The sequence below is a fragment of the Luteibacter sp. 9133 genome, from assembly GCF_000800155.1.
In the GTDB taxonomy this organism is placed as follows: domain Bacteria; phylum Pseudomonadota; class Gammaproteobacteria; order Xanthomonadales; family Rhodanobacteraceae; genus Luteibacter; species Luteibacter mycovicinus.
Map to the genome: position 1 here is coordinate 4,225,844 of NZ_JUHO01000001.1, position 15,582 is coordinate 4,241,425.

A 15,582-nucleotide genomic window follows, 5' to 3' on the forward strand; every position below is an offset into this window, starting at 1 on the left:
CCGCTTCACTAACGTGAGCGTCCTTTTCCGCCACCCAGGCCAAGGACGTCCTCATGACACCATTACGCTCGCTGGCTTCATCGGCCGGCATGCTCGCCGCGTTCGCGCTCCCGGTCGCCGCACAAGTCGCCCCGTCACCGGTCTATCAGGTGCCGTCGGTGGCCACCCAGGGCATCACGTGGTCGGCATGCACGGATCAGGATGCTGACCCGGCGATCCATACCCTGCTCGGCGACCGGCTACGCTGCGGCACGGTGAGCGCTCCCCGCGATCACCACCGTCCCGCCGACGGCAGCATCCGTCTTCGCGTTCTCCGCGTAGCGGCGGCGGATGCCGCGAAGCGCCAGGGCACGCTCTTCGTCAATCCGGGCGGTCCCGGCGGCGATCCCAGGCAGTTCGCCGCGATGCTGGCCGCGATCTGGATGCACGCGAAGCCGGACGACCGCGTGCACGGCGAGAAGAAGCGCATGGCCGATGCGTTCGATCTGGTCGCCGTGGTGCCCCGGGGGATGCCGGGCAGTGCGCCTCTGACCTGCGCGGGAGAGTTTCCCGACGCCCGCTCCATCCTGCTCGACCGCACGCCGCGCAATATCGCCCGGTGGGACCTGTTGCAACGCCGGCTCGCGGACGCCTGTCGCGCGGACCCGCTTCACCCGTACATCAGCACCGAACAGACCGTGTACGACCTCGACCTCGTTCGTCGGGCCCTGGGCGAAAGCACGTTCAACTACCTTGGCACGTCGTACGGCACGTGGCTCGGCGCGTGGTACGGGGCTACCTATCCCGACAAGGTGGGTCGGATGTTGCTGGACTCGTCCATGGATTACACCTCGTCCATGGAGGAAAACTTCCTGCTTACCGCGCAGGCGGAACAGGAGCGCTTCGACCGGCTCGTCGTCAACCCCGCGGTGGCCGCGTCCGCGCTGTACGGCCTGGGCGAGGACCAGGCCGCCGTCCGCGGCGTTCTCGCGACGATGCCCTATCGCGTACAGCGGACATGGACGGGAGAATACCGCTCGCCTGAAAGCCTTAAAGCGGCGCTGGCCATGTCCGAGTGGCTGCGTGTCCAGCCTGAGCTCGACCGCGATTCGATGGCCACGCGAATCGCGACGGACGTGCTTCATCCGGACGCGGAGGTCAACCAGCGAATCCGCGCCGAAGCATCGCGCATGCTGGCGGCGCTCTACACCCCCGCCGCCGACGATACGCCTTCCCCACTTCCGGCCATGTCCGCGATGCTCGTCGCCGTGCCTTGCAATGACACACCTGGAACACGCGACGCCGGTATCTGGCACGAAACCATTGCGCGCTACGCGCGGGATTACCCCGCCGCCCGCAGTGGCGACCTGGTCAACGCATGCGTGTTCTGGCCGGGTCCGAATGCGGTGAAGCCCCCCGTCGAGCGACTGGCGCGCGCGGGCCAGATCCTCATCATCGCTTCCGAGCACGATACGGTGACGCCGGTGTCCGGCGCACTGAGGATGGTCAACGCCCTGCCCAATGCTTCGTTGCTGGTACTGCGAGGCAGCGACCGCCACTCGGTGTTCACGCTGACCGACGAAGCCTGCGTCGAGCGTACCGGAGCCCGTTTTCTGCTCGATGGGCGAAAGCCCACCGAACAGCTGACCGAATGCCAGGTGGATGGCGCGAGCGCGCCGGCGCCGACATCCGCTACACCCCAGGTGACCCGATTCACGGACACCGCTCGCGTACAGCAGTGGCGTGACCGTCTCGATCGCCTGTTCGGGCAGAAGCCGAGACTCTATCCATCCCCGCGCTCGACATCCCATTGAAGGCCATGACGGCCCGTTTTCCATCTGTAAAGGACGACCATGATGAAACATCGATTCACGGCCTTCGCACTGGCCCTGCTTCCGCTGGCCAGCTTCGCGAACCCACAGATCGCCTGGACCGATTGCACCACCGATCTGGTGGGACCCGGCGGAACGGCCTTGGGTGACCGATTGCAGTGCGGCACGCTGCGGGCACCGCTTGACCATATGGCACCGGACGGCCGGTTTTTCGATGTCGGCGTCGTGCGCATACGCGCCGCCGCCGCCGACCAGCGGCAAGGTTCGCTGTTCGTGAACACCGGAGGGCCCGGAGCCCACCCGGGAAGGCTCCTCGTGGCCATCGCCCGCGGGTGGAGCCAGGAAGACCCCAACGATCCTGACACCGCCGACAAATATCGTCTGGCGCAGCGTTTCGACATGATCGCCGTCATTCCTCGCGGGCTTCGCGGTGGCACGGAGTACCGGTGCCTCACCGGGTTACCACCTCGCTATGCGTTCCTGCCCAGCCACCTGGACGACGACAACTGGCGGAAAGTCATCGAGGAGGCCAACGCACAATCGTCGGCATGCGCCGCGCCACCCGAAGCACGCTTCATCAGTACCGAACAACACGTCCACGACATGGACATGGTCCGCCGCGCATTGGGCGACGACTCGCTGAATTTCTACGGCATCTCGTATGGCGGTAGGGTCGGGGGCTGGTATGCCGCCATGTACCCGACACGTGTCGGTCGCATGCTGCTCGACTCGCCCATGCTTTTTACCCACGACTTCCGTGCGGCGATGGAGATGACGCAGACGGCGCGGCGAAAGCAGTTCCAGAAGGCGCTCGCGCCCATCGTCGCCGATCCCGTTCTTTATGGCCTCCCGGACGACCCGTCCGCGATCACCTCGTCGTTCGACGACCTCCCGGGACGTACAAGGGAAATGTGGTATCCCTTCCTCGACTCGACGCCACGGCTGGCGGCCGCGTTGTGGATCGCGGGCTGGATCCGCGAAGCGGAGCCTGAGTCGCAGTCGAAGCTCGAAGGCCGTATCCGCCGCCAGACCTTCAGCGCGGACGCCTCGCTGGATCGCGGTATCCGTTGGGCCGCGATGCAACTGGCGGCACATTACTTCGCGCCGGCACCCACCGTCCCCCGCTTCGACGCCGGACAGGACGGCGACTCCGTCCGTCTTGCCGTCGGCTGCAACGACTCGCGCTGGGCGTTCTCCGATGACCAGATCCGCGCACGCGCTGTAAACGGCGCCGCGCGGTACCTGCACTCGAACGGTGACGACATTCTCGAAGAACTGGTGTGCTCCCGCTGGCCCCATGCCACCGCACGATTGCCGGACCTCACGCGTGTGGAGCAGGCGCCGCCGTTTCTCCTGCTTCAGTCCGAGCATGACGTGGCGACGCCAGCGGAGGGTTCGAGAAATCTCCTCGACCGCTATCCCAATGCCCGGCTTCTGACGGCTCGCGGCTCATCGGTGCACGGCGTGTTCAACTTCACGACATCGCAATGCATCGAGCGAACGGTGGCCCGGTATCTCCTCGACGGCAGCCTCCCCGACAGTGAGTCGCGAGAGTCGTATTGCGAGGGTACCAACGAGAATCCCCTGTCCGCGCTGCCACACACGCCGGTGCCCGCGTCGACGCCGGCCACGCCCGCAACGCACGACGAATTCCGATGACGGATCAAGGACGATCATGAAAACCCTGTTACCCCTGACATTGGCGCTGCTCGGCGCCGTCGCCTCGCCTACCCTGCTGGCGCGCGTGCCGTTCATCACGTGGGCCAGCTGTCCGGCCGAGCTTACCGGCGGCACCTGGCCCGAACTGGGTGAGCGGCTGCACTGCGGGAAGGCGCGGATGCCGTTCGATCATCTCAGGCCGGATGGACGCACCATCGAAGTCGGCGTCGTAAGGATCGCCGCCGAGGATCAGTTCAAACGCGAAGGAGCGTTATTCGTCAATGTGGGTGGCCCCGGCGGGCAACCGGCGGCCTTCGTCGCGTCGATGGCCGCGGCATTCGGCGCGGTTGAAGCGTCCGATCCGTTGCACGGCGACCGACGGCGACTTCTCGAACGCTTCGATCTCATCGCGGTGATTCCTCGCGGACTCCGGGGCGGCTGGACCTACGAGTGCGACGCGGTCGCACCGACACGTCACTTCCTGCCGGCACATCGCGACGACGCCAACTGGAAGCGCGCCATCGCCGATGCGCGCGCGCAAGCCAACGCGTGTTCGGTGCACGCCGAAACCGCCTACCTCAGTACGGAGCAGCACGTAAGGGACATGGACGCCGTCCGCGCTTCGCTGGGCGACGACACGCTGAACTTTTACGGGATCTCGTACGGGGGCCGGGTGGGTGCGACGTATGCGGCACTTTACCCGGAGCGCATGGGCAGGATGCTGCTCGACTCGTCTCTGATGTTCCACCGCGGCTACCGCACCGCCATGGAGCTGACGAATGACGCGCAGCAGGATGCCTTCGAAAAACGCGTGCTGGCTCCCATCCTGCACGAGCCATGGCGCTATGGGCAGGTAAGCGATGCCGGCGAACTCCAGGGCGCGATCCGTGGCTTCGCCGACGAGCTGAGGCCCGCATGGCACGATGCGCTGATCAGTCCCGCCCATCTCGCCGCCGCGATGACGATGGACAGGTGGGTCAAGGCATCCGGCTGGCGCAACTGGCGAAGCCTGCAGAGTCTGGCGGCTGCCAACCGGTTCAGCCTCGATGCCGCGACAGACGGTGCGATACGACAGGCCGCGCTGGAGCTCACCCAGCGTGGTGCGAGCACCGTGGCGGGCCAGGTCCGGGGGCGCCACGGCAACGCGCATCGGCATGACTCGCTGGTCGACCGTCACGGCGAGTGGCTCAACCTCGCGGTGATGTGCAACGACGAATCCTGGGAGCCGATGCAGGCGAAGATTCGCGCCCGCGCGGACCGCGATGCATTCACTTACACCGAGGCTGACGGCTCGCAGATTTTCGACCAGCTGACCTGTGCGGCCTGGCCGGCGCGGGTCGCGCGCAGCCCCGACTTCGGCGTGCTCGAAACGCGTGCTCCCTTCCTGCTGATCCAGTCCGAGCATGATGCATCGACGCCACTGATCGGTGCGCGCGCGATGCTCGCCCGATTCCCTTCCAGTCGGCTCGTCGTCGCGAAGGGCAGCTCACAGCACGGCCTGCTGGCTCAGTCCGCGACACCGTGCGTGGAGAAGGCCGCCATGGCGTATCTCCTGGAGGGCCGACTCCCCGAAGGCCCGGACAGGGAGACGGCGTGCGCGTTCGTGCCCGGCGAGCCTTACGAAGATCTCACGGCGTCGTATGAGTGGGATGACGCACGGCTCTGATCTGGAAAGCGCGCTCAGAACATGATCTGAGCGCGCACCTCGACGATGTGCGGGTCGATGCGCAGGTCGCGCCGGTCACTGGTCGCCCTGACGTAGTTGCCCTGGAGTTTCAGGTATTTCGTGATGTACCAGTTCGCACCGAACGTCCAGTCGTGCTCGGTACCGCCCAGCACCGGGCCGTCGTCGAGGTCGAGCGTGCTGTAACGAACGAGGAATTCGAGTGCGCCCCAAGGCCCCTTCGGAACGACATCGGCGACGTTGCCGCTGTTATAGGTGCGCGACTCGCCGGTGACCACCCAGCTGCCGAACGCGTACCAGCCGTGTGCGATGAAGGCGGGCTTGTCGACCAGCTTGACGCGGGCGTCGAGGTATTCGCTCTGAACCGACCACGGCCCCCCGATCCACAGGCCTTCGAGACCGCGGCGATCGACATGGTCGGCCACGCTGAGCGTGCCGGAATCGATGAGGCGCTGGGTGATCAGGCCGGCCTCGGGCAAGGCGCGCAGACGGATGTTCGGCGGGGTGTAGCGCCCGCGTCCGTCCGTCGTGCCGTCAGGTGTCTCGCGCGAAAGGGACAGGCCAAGGTGCAACACGTCGCCCGGCGAGTTGTGCGGCGTCCATGCGGCGCGCCCTGCCACCATGCGGCCGTCGAGATCGCCCTGCAGGTTGCCGCCGTGGTAGTAGCCGAGTTGTATCAGGTACTGCTTGCGGGTCAGAGCCCAGTCGATACCGAGGCGTCGGTTCGCGTACACCGCCTGCATCGGCAGCGAGGATTCCAGAAACGACGTCGTTCCCGTGCTGGTGTTGCCCTCGAAGCCGACGGGCGTTTTCATGAAACCCACGCGTAGCGCGCCGTAGTCGTCGCCGAGCAGCGCCTTGCTCTGCACGCGAAAAAACGTATCCAGCCAGGTCTTCGCCTGAAAGTCGAAGACGACCGTCGCGTCGTAGACACCTTTTTTGCGTACGAAGAACCCGAACTCCTTCCGGCGATTGGTCTGCGCGTCTTCGTAAGTGCCTTCGTCGTGCGAAAAGCGGTCGAGGTCGAACTGGTATTTCAGCGTGAGGCCGAGATCCGTGCCGTCGGCGAAAACGTGATGGGTCGGCCAGTTGCTTCGCCAGTCGTAGCTGGTGGCGGGTACGTCGGCGGCGAGCGCGTAGGCGGGAGCGATCAGCGCCAGCGCGCCGAGGATGATGGTCTTCAAGCGGGTCCCCTCCCGAGGCTCCCGGCGGACAGCCGGGCGTTATTCGTAAGACTATACAACGGATATAAGAATATCCTCAGATCTTGCGAATATGATCGGCCTGAATCGTATTTACTTGAAGGCGGTCGCTGTTTACCGCGGTGCCACTCAGCGCGGACGTTTCGGTTTCAGTCGAATCTCGAAGAGCGCTGGCCAGCGCTTGCCGGTCACGAACAGGCGATCGTGGGCCGCGTCGTAGGCGATGCCGTTGAGGACGTCATCGGCCGGGTCATCCATGCGGCTCGTGTCGACGAGCCCCGAGAGGTCGATCCAGCCGGTCACGTGCCCGGTTTTCGGATCGATACGAGCGATGCGTTCGGTCTGCCAGACATTGGCGAGGATCTCCCCCTTCACCCACTCCAGTTCATTGATCATGCGCAGTGGCACGCCATCGGCTGTCACGTCGATGCGACCCGTCTGCGCCAGGGTGACCGGATCGAGAACCCGGATGGTGGGTGTGCCGTCGCTCATGTAGAGATGTTTCGCGTCGCGCGTCATCGCCCAGCCTTCGCCTGGATAGCTGAACTTGCCAACGGGCGCGAAGGTCTTGCGGTCGTAGATGAAGCCGACACCATCGCGCCAGGTCAGCTGCAACAGGTGGTCGCCCGAGACGATGATGCCTTCGCCGAAGTATCCGGGCGGGGTGTCGAGATGCTGCGCGACCTCACCGGTATCGAGCCGGACCTTGCGCACGCCCGAGCCCATGTATTCGCCCGTGCTCTCGTAGAGAAAACCGCCGTCGTAGAACAGCCCTTCCGTAAAAGCCTTCGGATCGTGCGGGTAGGTGCGCACCACCGTGTAGCCGTACACGGGAATATCGGAGGCCGTCGCGACACTGCCACATCCGACCAGCCACGCAAACGCGGCCAGGACCGCCACGCGAATCGGAGAGGTTGTCATGCCGGATGCCTGTGAGTGAACTGCAGGCATCCTAACGGCAGTTTCGCCACGATCAAGGGGCGGCGGCGGCTCGCAAAATCGCGCCCATTCGCCCACGAGAAACAAAAGAAGGGGCGCCGAGGCGCCCCTTCGTTCACCCGAACGTCGCTCTCGCGATCAGATCGCGTAGTACATCTGGAACTCGAGCGGGTGGGTGCTCGCGCGGTAGCGGGTCACTTCCTGCATCTTCAGCGCGATGTACGCGTCGATGAAGTCGTCGGTGAACACGCCACCGGCCTTGAGGAAGTCGCGATCCTTGTCGAGCGCGGCGAGCGCTTCGTCGAGGCTGGCGCAGACCTGCGGGATGTTCTTCTCTTCTTCCGGCGGCAGATCGTAGAGATCCTTGTCGGCCGGTGCACCCGGGTCGATCTTGTTCAGGATGCCGTCGAGGCCGGCCATCATCAGCACGGTGAAGGTCAGGTAGCCCGACTGCATCGGATCCGGGAAACGGATTTCGATACGACGGCCCTTCGGGCTCGACACGTACGGGATACGGCAGGATGCCGAACGGTTACGCGCCGAGTAGGCGAGCATGACCGGCGCTTCGAAGCCCGGGACCAGACGCTTATAGCTGTTGGTCGTCGAATTCGCGAACGCGTTGATGGCCTTGGCGTGCTTGAAGATACCGCCGATGTACCACAGCGCCGTCTGCGACAGGCCACCGTAGAGGTCGCCCGCGAAGAGGTTCTCGCCGTTCTTCGACAGCGACTGGTGCACGTGCATGCCCGAGCCGTTGTCGCCGACGATCGGCTTCGGCATGAAGGTCACGGTCTTGCCCTGCTGGTGGGCGACGTTCTTGATGACGTACTTCATCGTCATCAGTTCGTCGGCCTTCTTCACCAGGGTGTTGAAGCGCGTGCCGATCTCGCACTGGCCCGCGTTGGCGACTTCGTGGTGATGCACTTCGACCACCTGGCCGAGCGACTCGAGCACCTTGCACATGTCGGCGCGCAGGTCACCCAGGCTGTCGACCGGGCTGACCGGGAAATAGCCGCCCTTCACGCCCGGACGGTGACCGCTGTTGGTGCCGTCGTACTTGTAGCGCGACGACCAGGCCGCTTCTTCGGAGCCGATTTCGTAGAACACGCGGCCCATGTCGTTCTGCCAGCGGACCGAGTCGAAGATGAAGAACTCGGGTTCCGGGCCGAAGAAGGCGGTATCGGCGATGCCGGTCGACTTCAGGAAGGCTTCGCCGCGCTTGGCGATGGAGCGCGGGTCGCGACCGTAAGCCTGCATGGTGCTCGGCTCGAGCACATCGCAGTGCACGATCAGCTGCTTGTGAGCGCTGAACGGGTCGAGGTGGGCGGTCTCCGGATCCGGCATGAGGACCATGTCGGACTCGTTGATGCCCTTCCAGCCGGCGATCGACGAGCCGTCGAACATCTTGCCGTCTTCGAACGTGCTCTCGTCGATGGCGTGGGCGGGGAACGTGACGTGGTGGTGCTTGCCGAGCATGTCGGCGAAGCGCAGGTCGACGAACTCGATTTCCTCGTCCTGGATCAGGTTCAGCACTTTGGAAGCGGCGGACATACAAACCTCGAAATGGGTGTGGGCGGAATGCGTGTAGCAATCGCTATGCCAGCGTATCCGCCATCGACGGGGCGCCGGAATCAAGCTCTCCCATCATAGAACGGGCGTGAGGAAGATGTGCAAATGCACCATCATGGTGCATCGTTCTCGCTCACGCACCATTCCGGCCGATCCGCCATCATCGACGCGAGGTCCGCGAGCGTTTCTCCATCGTTTCCTACGCCGCTGCGTTTTCCCGAGCCGCCCGCATCGTTTACGCTTCGGTCCCTAGCGGGGGCCTCGCCCCTCCCACACCGCCGCCTTTCCCCGGGCCGGCGCACGCAGAGCCGCTCCATGACCAAGAAAACCGATAACGACACCCCGGACGCCGCGCGACGCCGGTTGCTGGGCGGCATGGCCACGACCGGCGCCATGCTCGCGCTGGGTGGCGCAAGCGAGGTGACCGCGGCCGGCAAGAAGGCGGCTGGCCCTGCGCCGACCGGTGCCGCACTGGATACGTTGCTCGAAAAGCACATCGACAACGTGGTCGTGATCTACGCGGAAAACCGCAGCTTCAACAATCTGTTCGGGGACTTCCCCGGTCTGCAGCAGCCGCTGAGCGAGGTTCCGCCAGAACGTCTGATCCAGCGGGACCGCGACGGGACCCCGCTGAAGACCCTGCCACCCATCTGGGGCGGGCTCGTGCCGCACGAGCAGGTCGTCGACCATAAAACGTACAAGATCGGCGAAAAGGACATTACCGGCCTGCCGAACGCGCCGTGGGCACTCCACACCGGCGACGGCACCCCGCTGCCGCACGGTCTGGTAACGCGCGACCTCGTCCACGCGTTCTATAACAACCAGCTGCAGATCAACGGCGGCAAGAACGACGGCTTCGTCGCGTGGGGTGACAACGGTGCGCTGACCATGGGGCACTATGCCAGCGCGCCCGTGCACCTGCGCCTGTGGAATATCGCCTCGCAGTTCACCTTGTGCGACAACTTCTTCATGGGTGCCTTTGGCGGTTCGTTCCTCAACCACCAGTACCTCGTCGCCGCGCAACCGCCGTTCTATCCGGGCGCCGACAAGAGCCCCGCGCAGTTCAACATCGCGGTCACCGAAAGCGGCGACCCGCTCGACCATCGCCTGAAGATGGACGAGGAATCGCCGAAGAGCGCGATGGACGGCAAACCCAAATTCGCGCACCACAATACGCTGACCCCGGACTTCTGGGCGGTGAACACCATCGGTCCGCCCTATTCGCCGGGCTTCAACGTCGATCGCAAGAATCCGCTGCTTGCCGACGCCACCAGCGCCAACACGCTGGTGCCGCAGAAGCATAAACACATCGGCGACGTACTCTCGGCGAAGGATGTCGACTGGGCCTGGTATGGCGGCGGCTTCCAGGCCGCGCTCGACGGTAAGGGCGACGGTGACGATGCCAGCTTCCCGCAGACGCCGAACTTCCAGCCACATCACCAGCCGCTCAATTACTTCGTGACACTGGCTCCGGGAACCGAAGCGCGCAAGAAGCATCTGCGCGATGGCGGTCTTGGCGAGACGGCGGCGACGAATCATTTTCTTGCGGACATCGCGGCTGGGAAGCTGCCTCCGGTGGCGTTCTACAAGCCGCAAGGCGACCTCAACATGCACGCCGGCTACTCCGACGTGGAAGCCGGCGATCGTCATATCGCCAACGTCGTACATGCGCTGCGCACGAGCCCGCAGTGGAAGAACATGCTGGTGGTGATCACGTTCGACGAGAACGGCGGCTGGTGGGATCACGTCGCTCCGCCGAAGGGCGATCGCTGGGGTCCGGGAACACGCATTCCCGCGCTGGTCGTGTCGCCGTATGCGAAGAAGGGCCACGTCGAGCACACGATCTATGACACCGGATCCATCGCCCGCTTCCTGACGCGCCGGTTCAAGCTCGAGAAGCTGCCGGGGCTGAAGATGCGTGAGGATGCGATGGTGGCGGCGGGTGGACCGGCGGCTGGTGATCTTACTGAAACGCTGGACTTTTCGGCGACATGATATCGCCGACAGGGTTGGCTCCCACCGGAGCATCCCCAGCAGCCCTGACCTCGGGACGTCGGCAGTGGCGCGAGCCAGCCTGCTCGTAGGAGCCCCGCCTGCTGGCGACAGCCCGGACCCTCAGTGTCCGGGTGTACCGCCCGACGCGAAAGGCGGTTTCGCGAACCAGATGGCGATCATCGCCAGACCGAAGATCAGGCCGAAGACCCAGAACACGTCATTGACCGCCAGCGTCGCCGCCTGCATGTCGACGATGCGGTTGAGCGCCGCGTTGGCGGTCGGGCCCTGCACGCCAAGTGCCTGGAAGCGATCGAGGTACTCCGTCGTCGTGCGGCTGCCCTCGACGACGTTCTCCGACAGCACCGCGTGGTGATACGTCGTGCGATGGGAGTACATCGTCGTACTCACGGCCGTCGCGATGCTGCCTGCCAGCGTGCGGAAGAAGTTCGACAACCCGGATGCGCTCGCGACCTCCTCATCGGGCATGCCCGAGAGGATGATCTGGTTCACTGGCACGAAGAACAGCGCGATACCCGCACCCATGCAGAGCCGCGGGATGGCCAGCTCGCTGTACGGCGCGTTAGTGCTCAGCGTCGACATATAGAACGATGCGGCAGCGAACACCGCGAAGCCGATCGTATTGAGCAGACGCAGGTCGAACTTGCTCTGGAACACGCCGACGATAGGCGACAGCACGATAGCCAGGATGCCGATGGGAGCGACGACGAAGCCCGCCCAGGTGGCCGTGTAGCCGAGTACCTCCTGGACCCACATCGGCATGACCACCGTACCGCCGAAGAAGGCGAACATGCCCAGCGAAAGGCACAGCACACCCACGAAGAAGTTTCGCCGGCCCAGCAGGCGCAGCTCCACCACCGGATGCTTGTGCATCAGCTCCCATGCGACCAGGAAGGTGATGCAGACCAGCGACACGATGGCGAGTACGACGATGGTCGTCGAACTGAACCAGTCGTCGTCGTTGCCGTTGTCGAGCATGAACTGCAGGCAGCCCACGCCGACGGCCAGCAGGAACAGGCCGACCGCGTCGATAGGCATCTTCGTGACTTTCGACTCGCGGTCGCGAAGCAGCGCATAGGTGACGACGACCGCGAAGATGCCGACCGGGATGTTGATGAAAAAGATCCACGACCAGTGGTAGTTGTCGGTAATCCAGCCACCGAGAATCGGGCCGAAGACCGGCGCGACCACCACGGTCATTGCCCACAGCGCCAGCGCGATAGGCCGCTTCGCGACGGGGTAGTTGTTGAGCAGCAGCGTCTGCGAAAGCGGGACCATCGGACCCGACACCGCGCCCTGCAGGAGGCGGAACACGATCAGCATCGGCATCGACGTGGAAAATCCGCAGAGTGCGGAAAACACGACGAACAGCATCACCGACACCATGAAGGTCCGCACTTCACCGAAGCGACGCGCCACCCAGCCGGTCAGCGGTTGCATCACCGCGCTGGCCATGGAGTAGGCGCTGATCGCCATCGTGCCTTCGTTGCTGCTCACGCCTACGTTGCCGGCGATGGTGCGCACCGACACGTTGACGATGGAGATGTCGAGCACCTCCATGAACGTGGCGAGCGCCACGCCCGCGGTGAGCAGGACCAGCGCACCGCCGGTGAGCGGCGGCCGGGATGCGCCGTTGCCGTTCTGCCCAGCCATCGATCAGCCGCCGCGCTTCGCCGGGACCGGCTTAGGCGTCGTATCCACGGTGTTCTCGCGGATGATCTGTTCGGCGCGCTGGTCGGCTTCGCCCATCTCCTCCTCATAGACGTTGGTGCTGGCCAGAGGCTTGCTGCGGATCGTGTCGGACAGCACACGGCCATCGCGGTCGTGCGTATCGACGTTCACGTCGGTTGACAGACCGATCCGCAGCGGATGCTTGCGCAGGTCCTCCGCGTCGATCGCCACGCGCACGGGCAGACGCTGTACCACCTTGATCCAGTTGCCGGTCGCATTCTCGGCGGGCAGCAGCGAGAAAGCGCTGCCGGTGCCCGCATTCAGACCGACGACCTTGCCGTGATATTCCACGTCCGAATACATGTCCGTCGTCAGCTTCACCGGCTGGCCGATACGGATGTGCTCGAGCTGGGTCTCCTTGAAGTTCGCATCCACCCAGAGGTCGGCGAGCGGCACGACGGTGAGCAGATCCTGGCCCGGCTGGATACGCTGGCCGACCTGCACCTGGCGACGGGCGGCATAGCCTTCGATCGGAGAGACGATCGCATTGCGCCCGTTGTTGACCCATGCGTTACGGAACTGCGAACGCGCCTGAATCACCGCGGGGTAGTTCTCGATGGTGGTGCCATCGACCTGCGCGTGCGCGGCCGCGGCTTCGCGCTCCGCGGCATCCAGCGCGGCCTTGGCCTGCTGCATCTGGCGCTTGCCGGTGTCGACTTCTTCGGCCGACACGGCGCGCCGCTCGAGCAGCGGGTGGCGGCGGTTATAGTCGTCACGTGCCTGCTCATACTGCGCGCGGCGCTGCGGGATCGCGGCATCGGCCTGGTTGGCTTGCTGCATCCTGGCCTGTGCTTCACGCACGGCCTGGGCGAGCTGGCCTTCGGCGTTCATCAGGGCCACCTTCGCATCGACGGGGTCGAGCCTGATCAGCACCTGACCCTGATGGACGCGCTCGGTTTCTTCCACGCCCACCTCCACCACCGTACCGGCGATGCGCGAGGAGATCGTGACCATATCGCCCTTCACATAGGCATCGTCGGTCGTCTCGCGCTGTGACAGCACGAAGATGTAGAGAAGCAGCCATGCCAGGCCGGCGAGGATGAAGACCGCGGCGATGATGGAAAGGATGATGACCTTCTTGCGCTTCGCCTTCGGGTCCTCGTCCTTCTTGTCTTTGTCGTCCTTGTCCTTTCCGTCCTTGTCCTTTCCGTCCTTTCCGTCCTTGTCCTTGTCGCCGTCTTTTTTATCGGCGTCCTTCTTCTCGTCGTCCTTGCCGTCGGGCTTGTCCTGAGGCTTCTTCTCGTCATCGTCGCCGTCGTGACGGCCATCGTCGTCGCGCTCGCCATGCGGCGATTCGTCACCGTACTTGTGCAGGTACTTGTAGCGGTACTTGTACGGCTGCGGCGTCAGGCCGCCTTCGGCGCCTTCGCGCTGATCGTCGTTTTCAATGGTCATCGCGGGGAGTCCTTGCCGGCGGCGGTGGCCGGAAGATCGGGCAGGTCGTCGGCGTGGTAACCGCCGCCGAGCGCGTGGATGAGGGAAAGATTGGCGGAAAGCATCTGGCTGGTGAGCTGCAGGCGCGCATCGCGCTGCTGGTCCAGCTGCATGTCGGCATTGAGCCAGGTGCGGTCGTCGATCAGGCCTTTGGACCGACGGTCGGCGGCCTTGGCCTTCTGCGCGGCGCTGGCGTCGTACTGCCGGTCGACCTGCACGCGCTGGTTATCCAGCATCTGCAGCGTGGCGACACCTTGCGCGATATCGCCGGCCGCCTGCACAACGGCCCCGTCGTACTGCGCCACGGCGCTGTCGAGCTGGGCCTGCGCATTCTCGAACTGCGCACGCAGGCGGCCGCCACTGAAGATCGGCAGCTGTACCGACGCGCCGATGTTGCCCAGCGTCAGGTCGGTCCGCGTTCCCGAGCCGAGATCCGGATAGGTACGCAGGAAGGCACCCAGCGCCATCAGGCTCACGTCGGGGTAATAGGCCTTGCGCGCCTGGTCGATGTTCTTCGACGAGGCTTCGATCTGCCATCGCGCCGCTGCGATATCGGGCCGCCGTGCGAGCAGACCCAGCCGGGCGTCGTCAGGCAGCCGCGTATCGGGCGTGGGCAGCGGCGACGGCGTGAGGTTACCCAGGTCCTTCGGCGATACGCCGGCCAGCGCGGCGAGCTGGACGAGATCCAGACTCGCGGCGCCTTCCAGCTGCGCCACGTTCTGTCGCGTCTGCGCGAGCTGCGCATCGGCCTGATCGAGGGTGGTCGGATCGTCCAGACCGCCATGCACACGCAGTTCGACCAGCTCGCAGTACTGCGACGAACTGTCGGATGCATGGCGGGCGACGGCGAGGCGCGCCTGCTGCGCCTGCCAGTCGAAGTAGGTGTTGACGACGTTGTACTGCAGCGACGTCGCCGCGGAGGCCCGCTCGGCCTCGGCGGCACGGGCCTGGCCGACGGCTGCCTCGACCGCGGCCTTCTGCTTGCCCCACAGGTCGAGGTCCCACGTCGCGAGCGCCCCTGCTGCGCCGCTGTTGCTCCCGCTCTTGCCGGGGTTCAGCTGAAACCCCTGAGCGTTTCCAGCGGCACCGGGTGCCTGACCCTGCAGGGACACGTCGTTGTATCCGTGCCCGCCATTCAGAAGCCCGCGTACCTGCGGGTTCAGTTCCGCCTTCGAGGCATCCACGGCGCGGAGCGCCGCCCGATATCGGGCTTCGGCCTGCTCCATGTTGGGCGAGCCGCGCATGGCGAGGTCGACGATACGATCGAGCTGCGCGTCGTCGTACCGTTTCCACCACTCAGGCTGCGGCCATCCCGCCTGGGACGTGGGCAGCCCGGCGACAGGTACTTCGTCGCGCGGAACGAAGGCCGGAGGACGCACGGCGGGCGCGCAGGCGGCGACCGCAAGCGCCGCGACGAGTACGCCAATGCGTAGCCCGCCGGTTCGACGGCGGAGCCGGAGGAATGTGTGCATGTCGAATCCGTGTGAAATTTCTTGCGAAAGGCGATGACATGCCCTTGCTGCGTCGCCGAAAATTAACA

The 15,582-nt window shown here is 65.1% G+C and carries 10 protein-coding genes; 4 read left to right on the plus strand and 6 right to left on the minus strand.

The features are described from left to right. Positions 1 to 53: 53 nt before the first annotated feature. From FA87_RS18435 to FA87_RS18445, 3 genes are read left to right on the plus strand one after another with little or no spacing between them, the layout of a single operon-like run. The gene (locus FA87_RS18435; protein WP_043696612.1) at positions 54 to 1,793 is read left to right on the plus strand and encodes an alpha/beta fold hydrolase; all 1,740 of its coding nucleotides are present in this window, start codon (positions 54 to 56) and stop codon (positions 1,791 to 1,793) included. A gap of 42 nt (positions 1,794 to 1,835) precedes the next feature. Next, the gene (locus tag FA87_RS18440; RefSeq protein ID WP_043696615.1) at positions 1,836 to 3,470 is read left to right on the plus strand and encodes an alpha/beta hydrolase; all 1,635 of its coding nucleotides are present in this window, start codon (positions 1,836 to 1,838) and stop codon (positions 3,468 to 3,470) included. A gap of 16 nt (positions 3,471 to 3,486) precedes the next feature. Beyond that, positions 3,487 to 5,136, plus strand: coding sequence for an alpha/beta hydrolase (locus FA87_RS18445; RefSeq protein ID WP_043696618.1), 1,650 nt, complete (start codon positions 3,487 to 3,489; stop codon positions 5,134 to 5,136). 14 nt (positions 5,137 to 5,150) lie between these two features. Here the strand turns inward: FA87_RS18445 and FA87_RS18450 are convergent, their stop codons facing one another. The 3 genes from FA87_RS18450 to glnA form a co-directional block, all read right to left on the minus strand. Continuing rightward, the gene (locus FA87_RS18450) at positions 5,151 to 6,338 is read right to left on the minus strand and encodes a porin (protein ID WP_043696621.1); all 1,188 of its coding nucleotides are present in this window, start codon (positions 6,336 to 6,338) and stop codon (positions 5,151 to 5,153) included. A gap of 147 nt (positions 6,339 to 6,485) precedes the next feature. After that, complete coding sequence (locus tag FA87_RS18455) at positions 6,486 to 7,277, minus strand: glutaminyl-peptide cyclotransferase (RefSeq protein ID WP_043696624.1); 792 nt, start codon at positions 7,275 to 7,277, stop codon at positions 6,486 to 6,488. A 156-nt stretch (positions 7,278 to 7,433) separates the two neighbouring features. Then, the gene (gene glnA / locus FA87_RS18460) at positions 7,434 to 8,846 is read right to left on the minus strand and encodes a type I glutamate--ammonia ligase (protein ID WP_036109277.1); all 1,413 of its coding nucleotides are present in this window, start codon (positions 8,844 to 8,846) and stop codon (positions 7,434 to 7,436) included. A 333-nt stretch (positions 8,847 to 9,179) separates the two neighbouring features. On the opposite strand from glnA, the gene acpA reads away from it, so the two are divergent. After that, a complete protein-coding gene (gene acpA / locus FA87_RS18465) occupies positions 9,180 to 10,859 on the plus strand; it encodes an acid phosphatase (protein WP_043696627.1) in 1,680 nt (559 codons plus the stop codon). Positions 10,860 to 10,979: 120 nt separating this feature from the next. On the opposite strand, the gene FA87_RS18470 is transcribed toward acpA, so the two are convergent. From FA87_RS18470 to FA87_RS18480, 3 genes are read right to left on the minus strand one after another with little or no spacing between them, the layout of a single operon-like run. Then, positions 10,980 to 12,530, minus strand: coding sequence for a DHA2 family efflux MFS transporter permease subunit (locus tag FA87_RS18470; protein WP_036109272.1), 1,551 nt, complete (start codon positions 12,528 to 12,530; stop codon positions 10,980 to 10,982). A 3-nt stretch (positions 12,531 to 12,533) separates the two neighbouring features. Further along, positions 12,534 to 14,003: an HlyD family efflux transporter periplasmic adaptor subunit gene (locus FA87_RS18475; RefSeq protein WP_081996655.1), complete on the minus strand. Its 1,470-nt coding sequence runs from the start codon at positions 14,001 to 14,003 to the stop codon at positions 12,534 to 12,536. Continuing rightward, positions 14,000 to 15,514: an efflux transporter outer membrane subunit gene (locus tag FA87_RS18480; RefSeq protein ID WP_052191444.1), complete on the minus strand. Its 1,515-nt coding sequence runs from the start codon at positions 15,512 to 15,514 to the stop codon at positions 14,000 to 14,002. Before FA87_RS18480 ends, FA87_RS18475 begins: the two co-directional genes overlap by 4 nt. Positions 15,515 to 15,582 lie beyond the last annotated feature (68 nt).

Excerpts from the sequence above, each read along its gene's own strand:
- glnA (WP_036109277.1), bottom strand. The coding sequence starts at position 8,846 with ATGTCCGCCGCTTCCAAAGTGCTGAACCTGATCCAGGACGAGGAAATC.
- acpA (WP_043696627.1), top strand. The coding sequence starts at position 9,180 with ATGACCAAGAAAACCGATAACGACACCCCGGACGCCGCGCGACGCCGG.
- FA87_RS18435 (WP_043696612.1), top strand. The coding sequence starts at position 54 with ATGACACCATTACGCTCGCTGGCTTCATCGGCCGGCATGCTCGCCGCG.
- FA87_RS18475 (WP_081996655.1), bottom strand. The coding sequence starts at position 14,003 with ATGACCATTGAAAACGACGATCAGCGCGAAGGCGCCGAAGGCGGCCTG.
- FA87_RS18480 (WP_052191444.1), bottom strand. The coding sequence starts at position 15,514 with ATGCACACATTCCTCCGGCTCCGCCGTCGAACCGGCGGGCTACGCATT.
- FA87_RS18470 (WP_036109272.1), bottom strand. The coding sequence starts at position 12,530 with ATGGCTGGGCAGAACGGCAACGGCGCATCCCGGCCGCCGCTCACCGGC.
- FA87_RS18455 (WP_043696624.1), bottom strand. The coding sequence starts at position 7,277 with ATGACAACCTCTCCGATTCGCGTGGCGGTCCTGGCCGCGTTTGCGTGG.
- FA87_RS18445 (WP_043696618.1), top strand. The coding sequence starts at position 3,487 with ATGAAAACCCTGTTACCCCTGACATTGGCGCTGCTCGGCGCCGTCGCC.
- FA87_RS18440 (WP_043696615.1), top strand. The coding sequence starts at position 1,836 with ATGAAACATCGATTCACGGCCTTCGCACTGGCCCTGCTTCCGCTGGCC.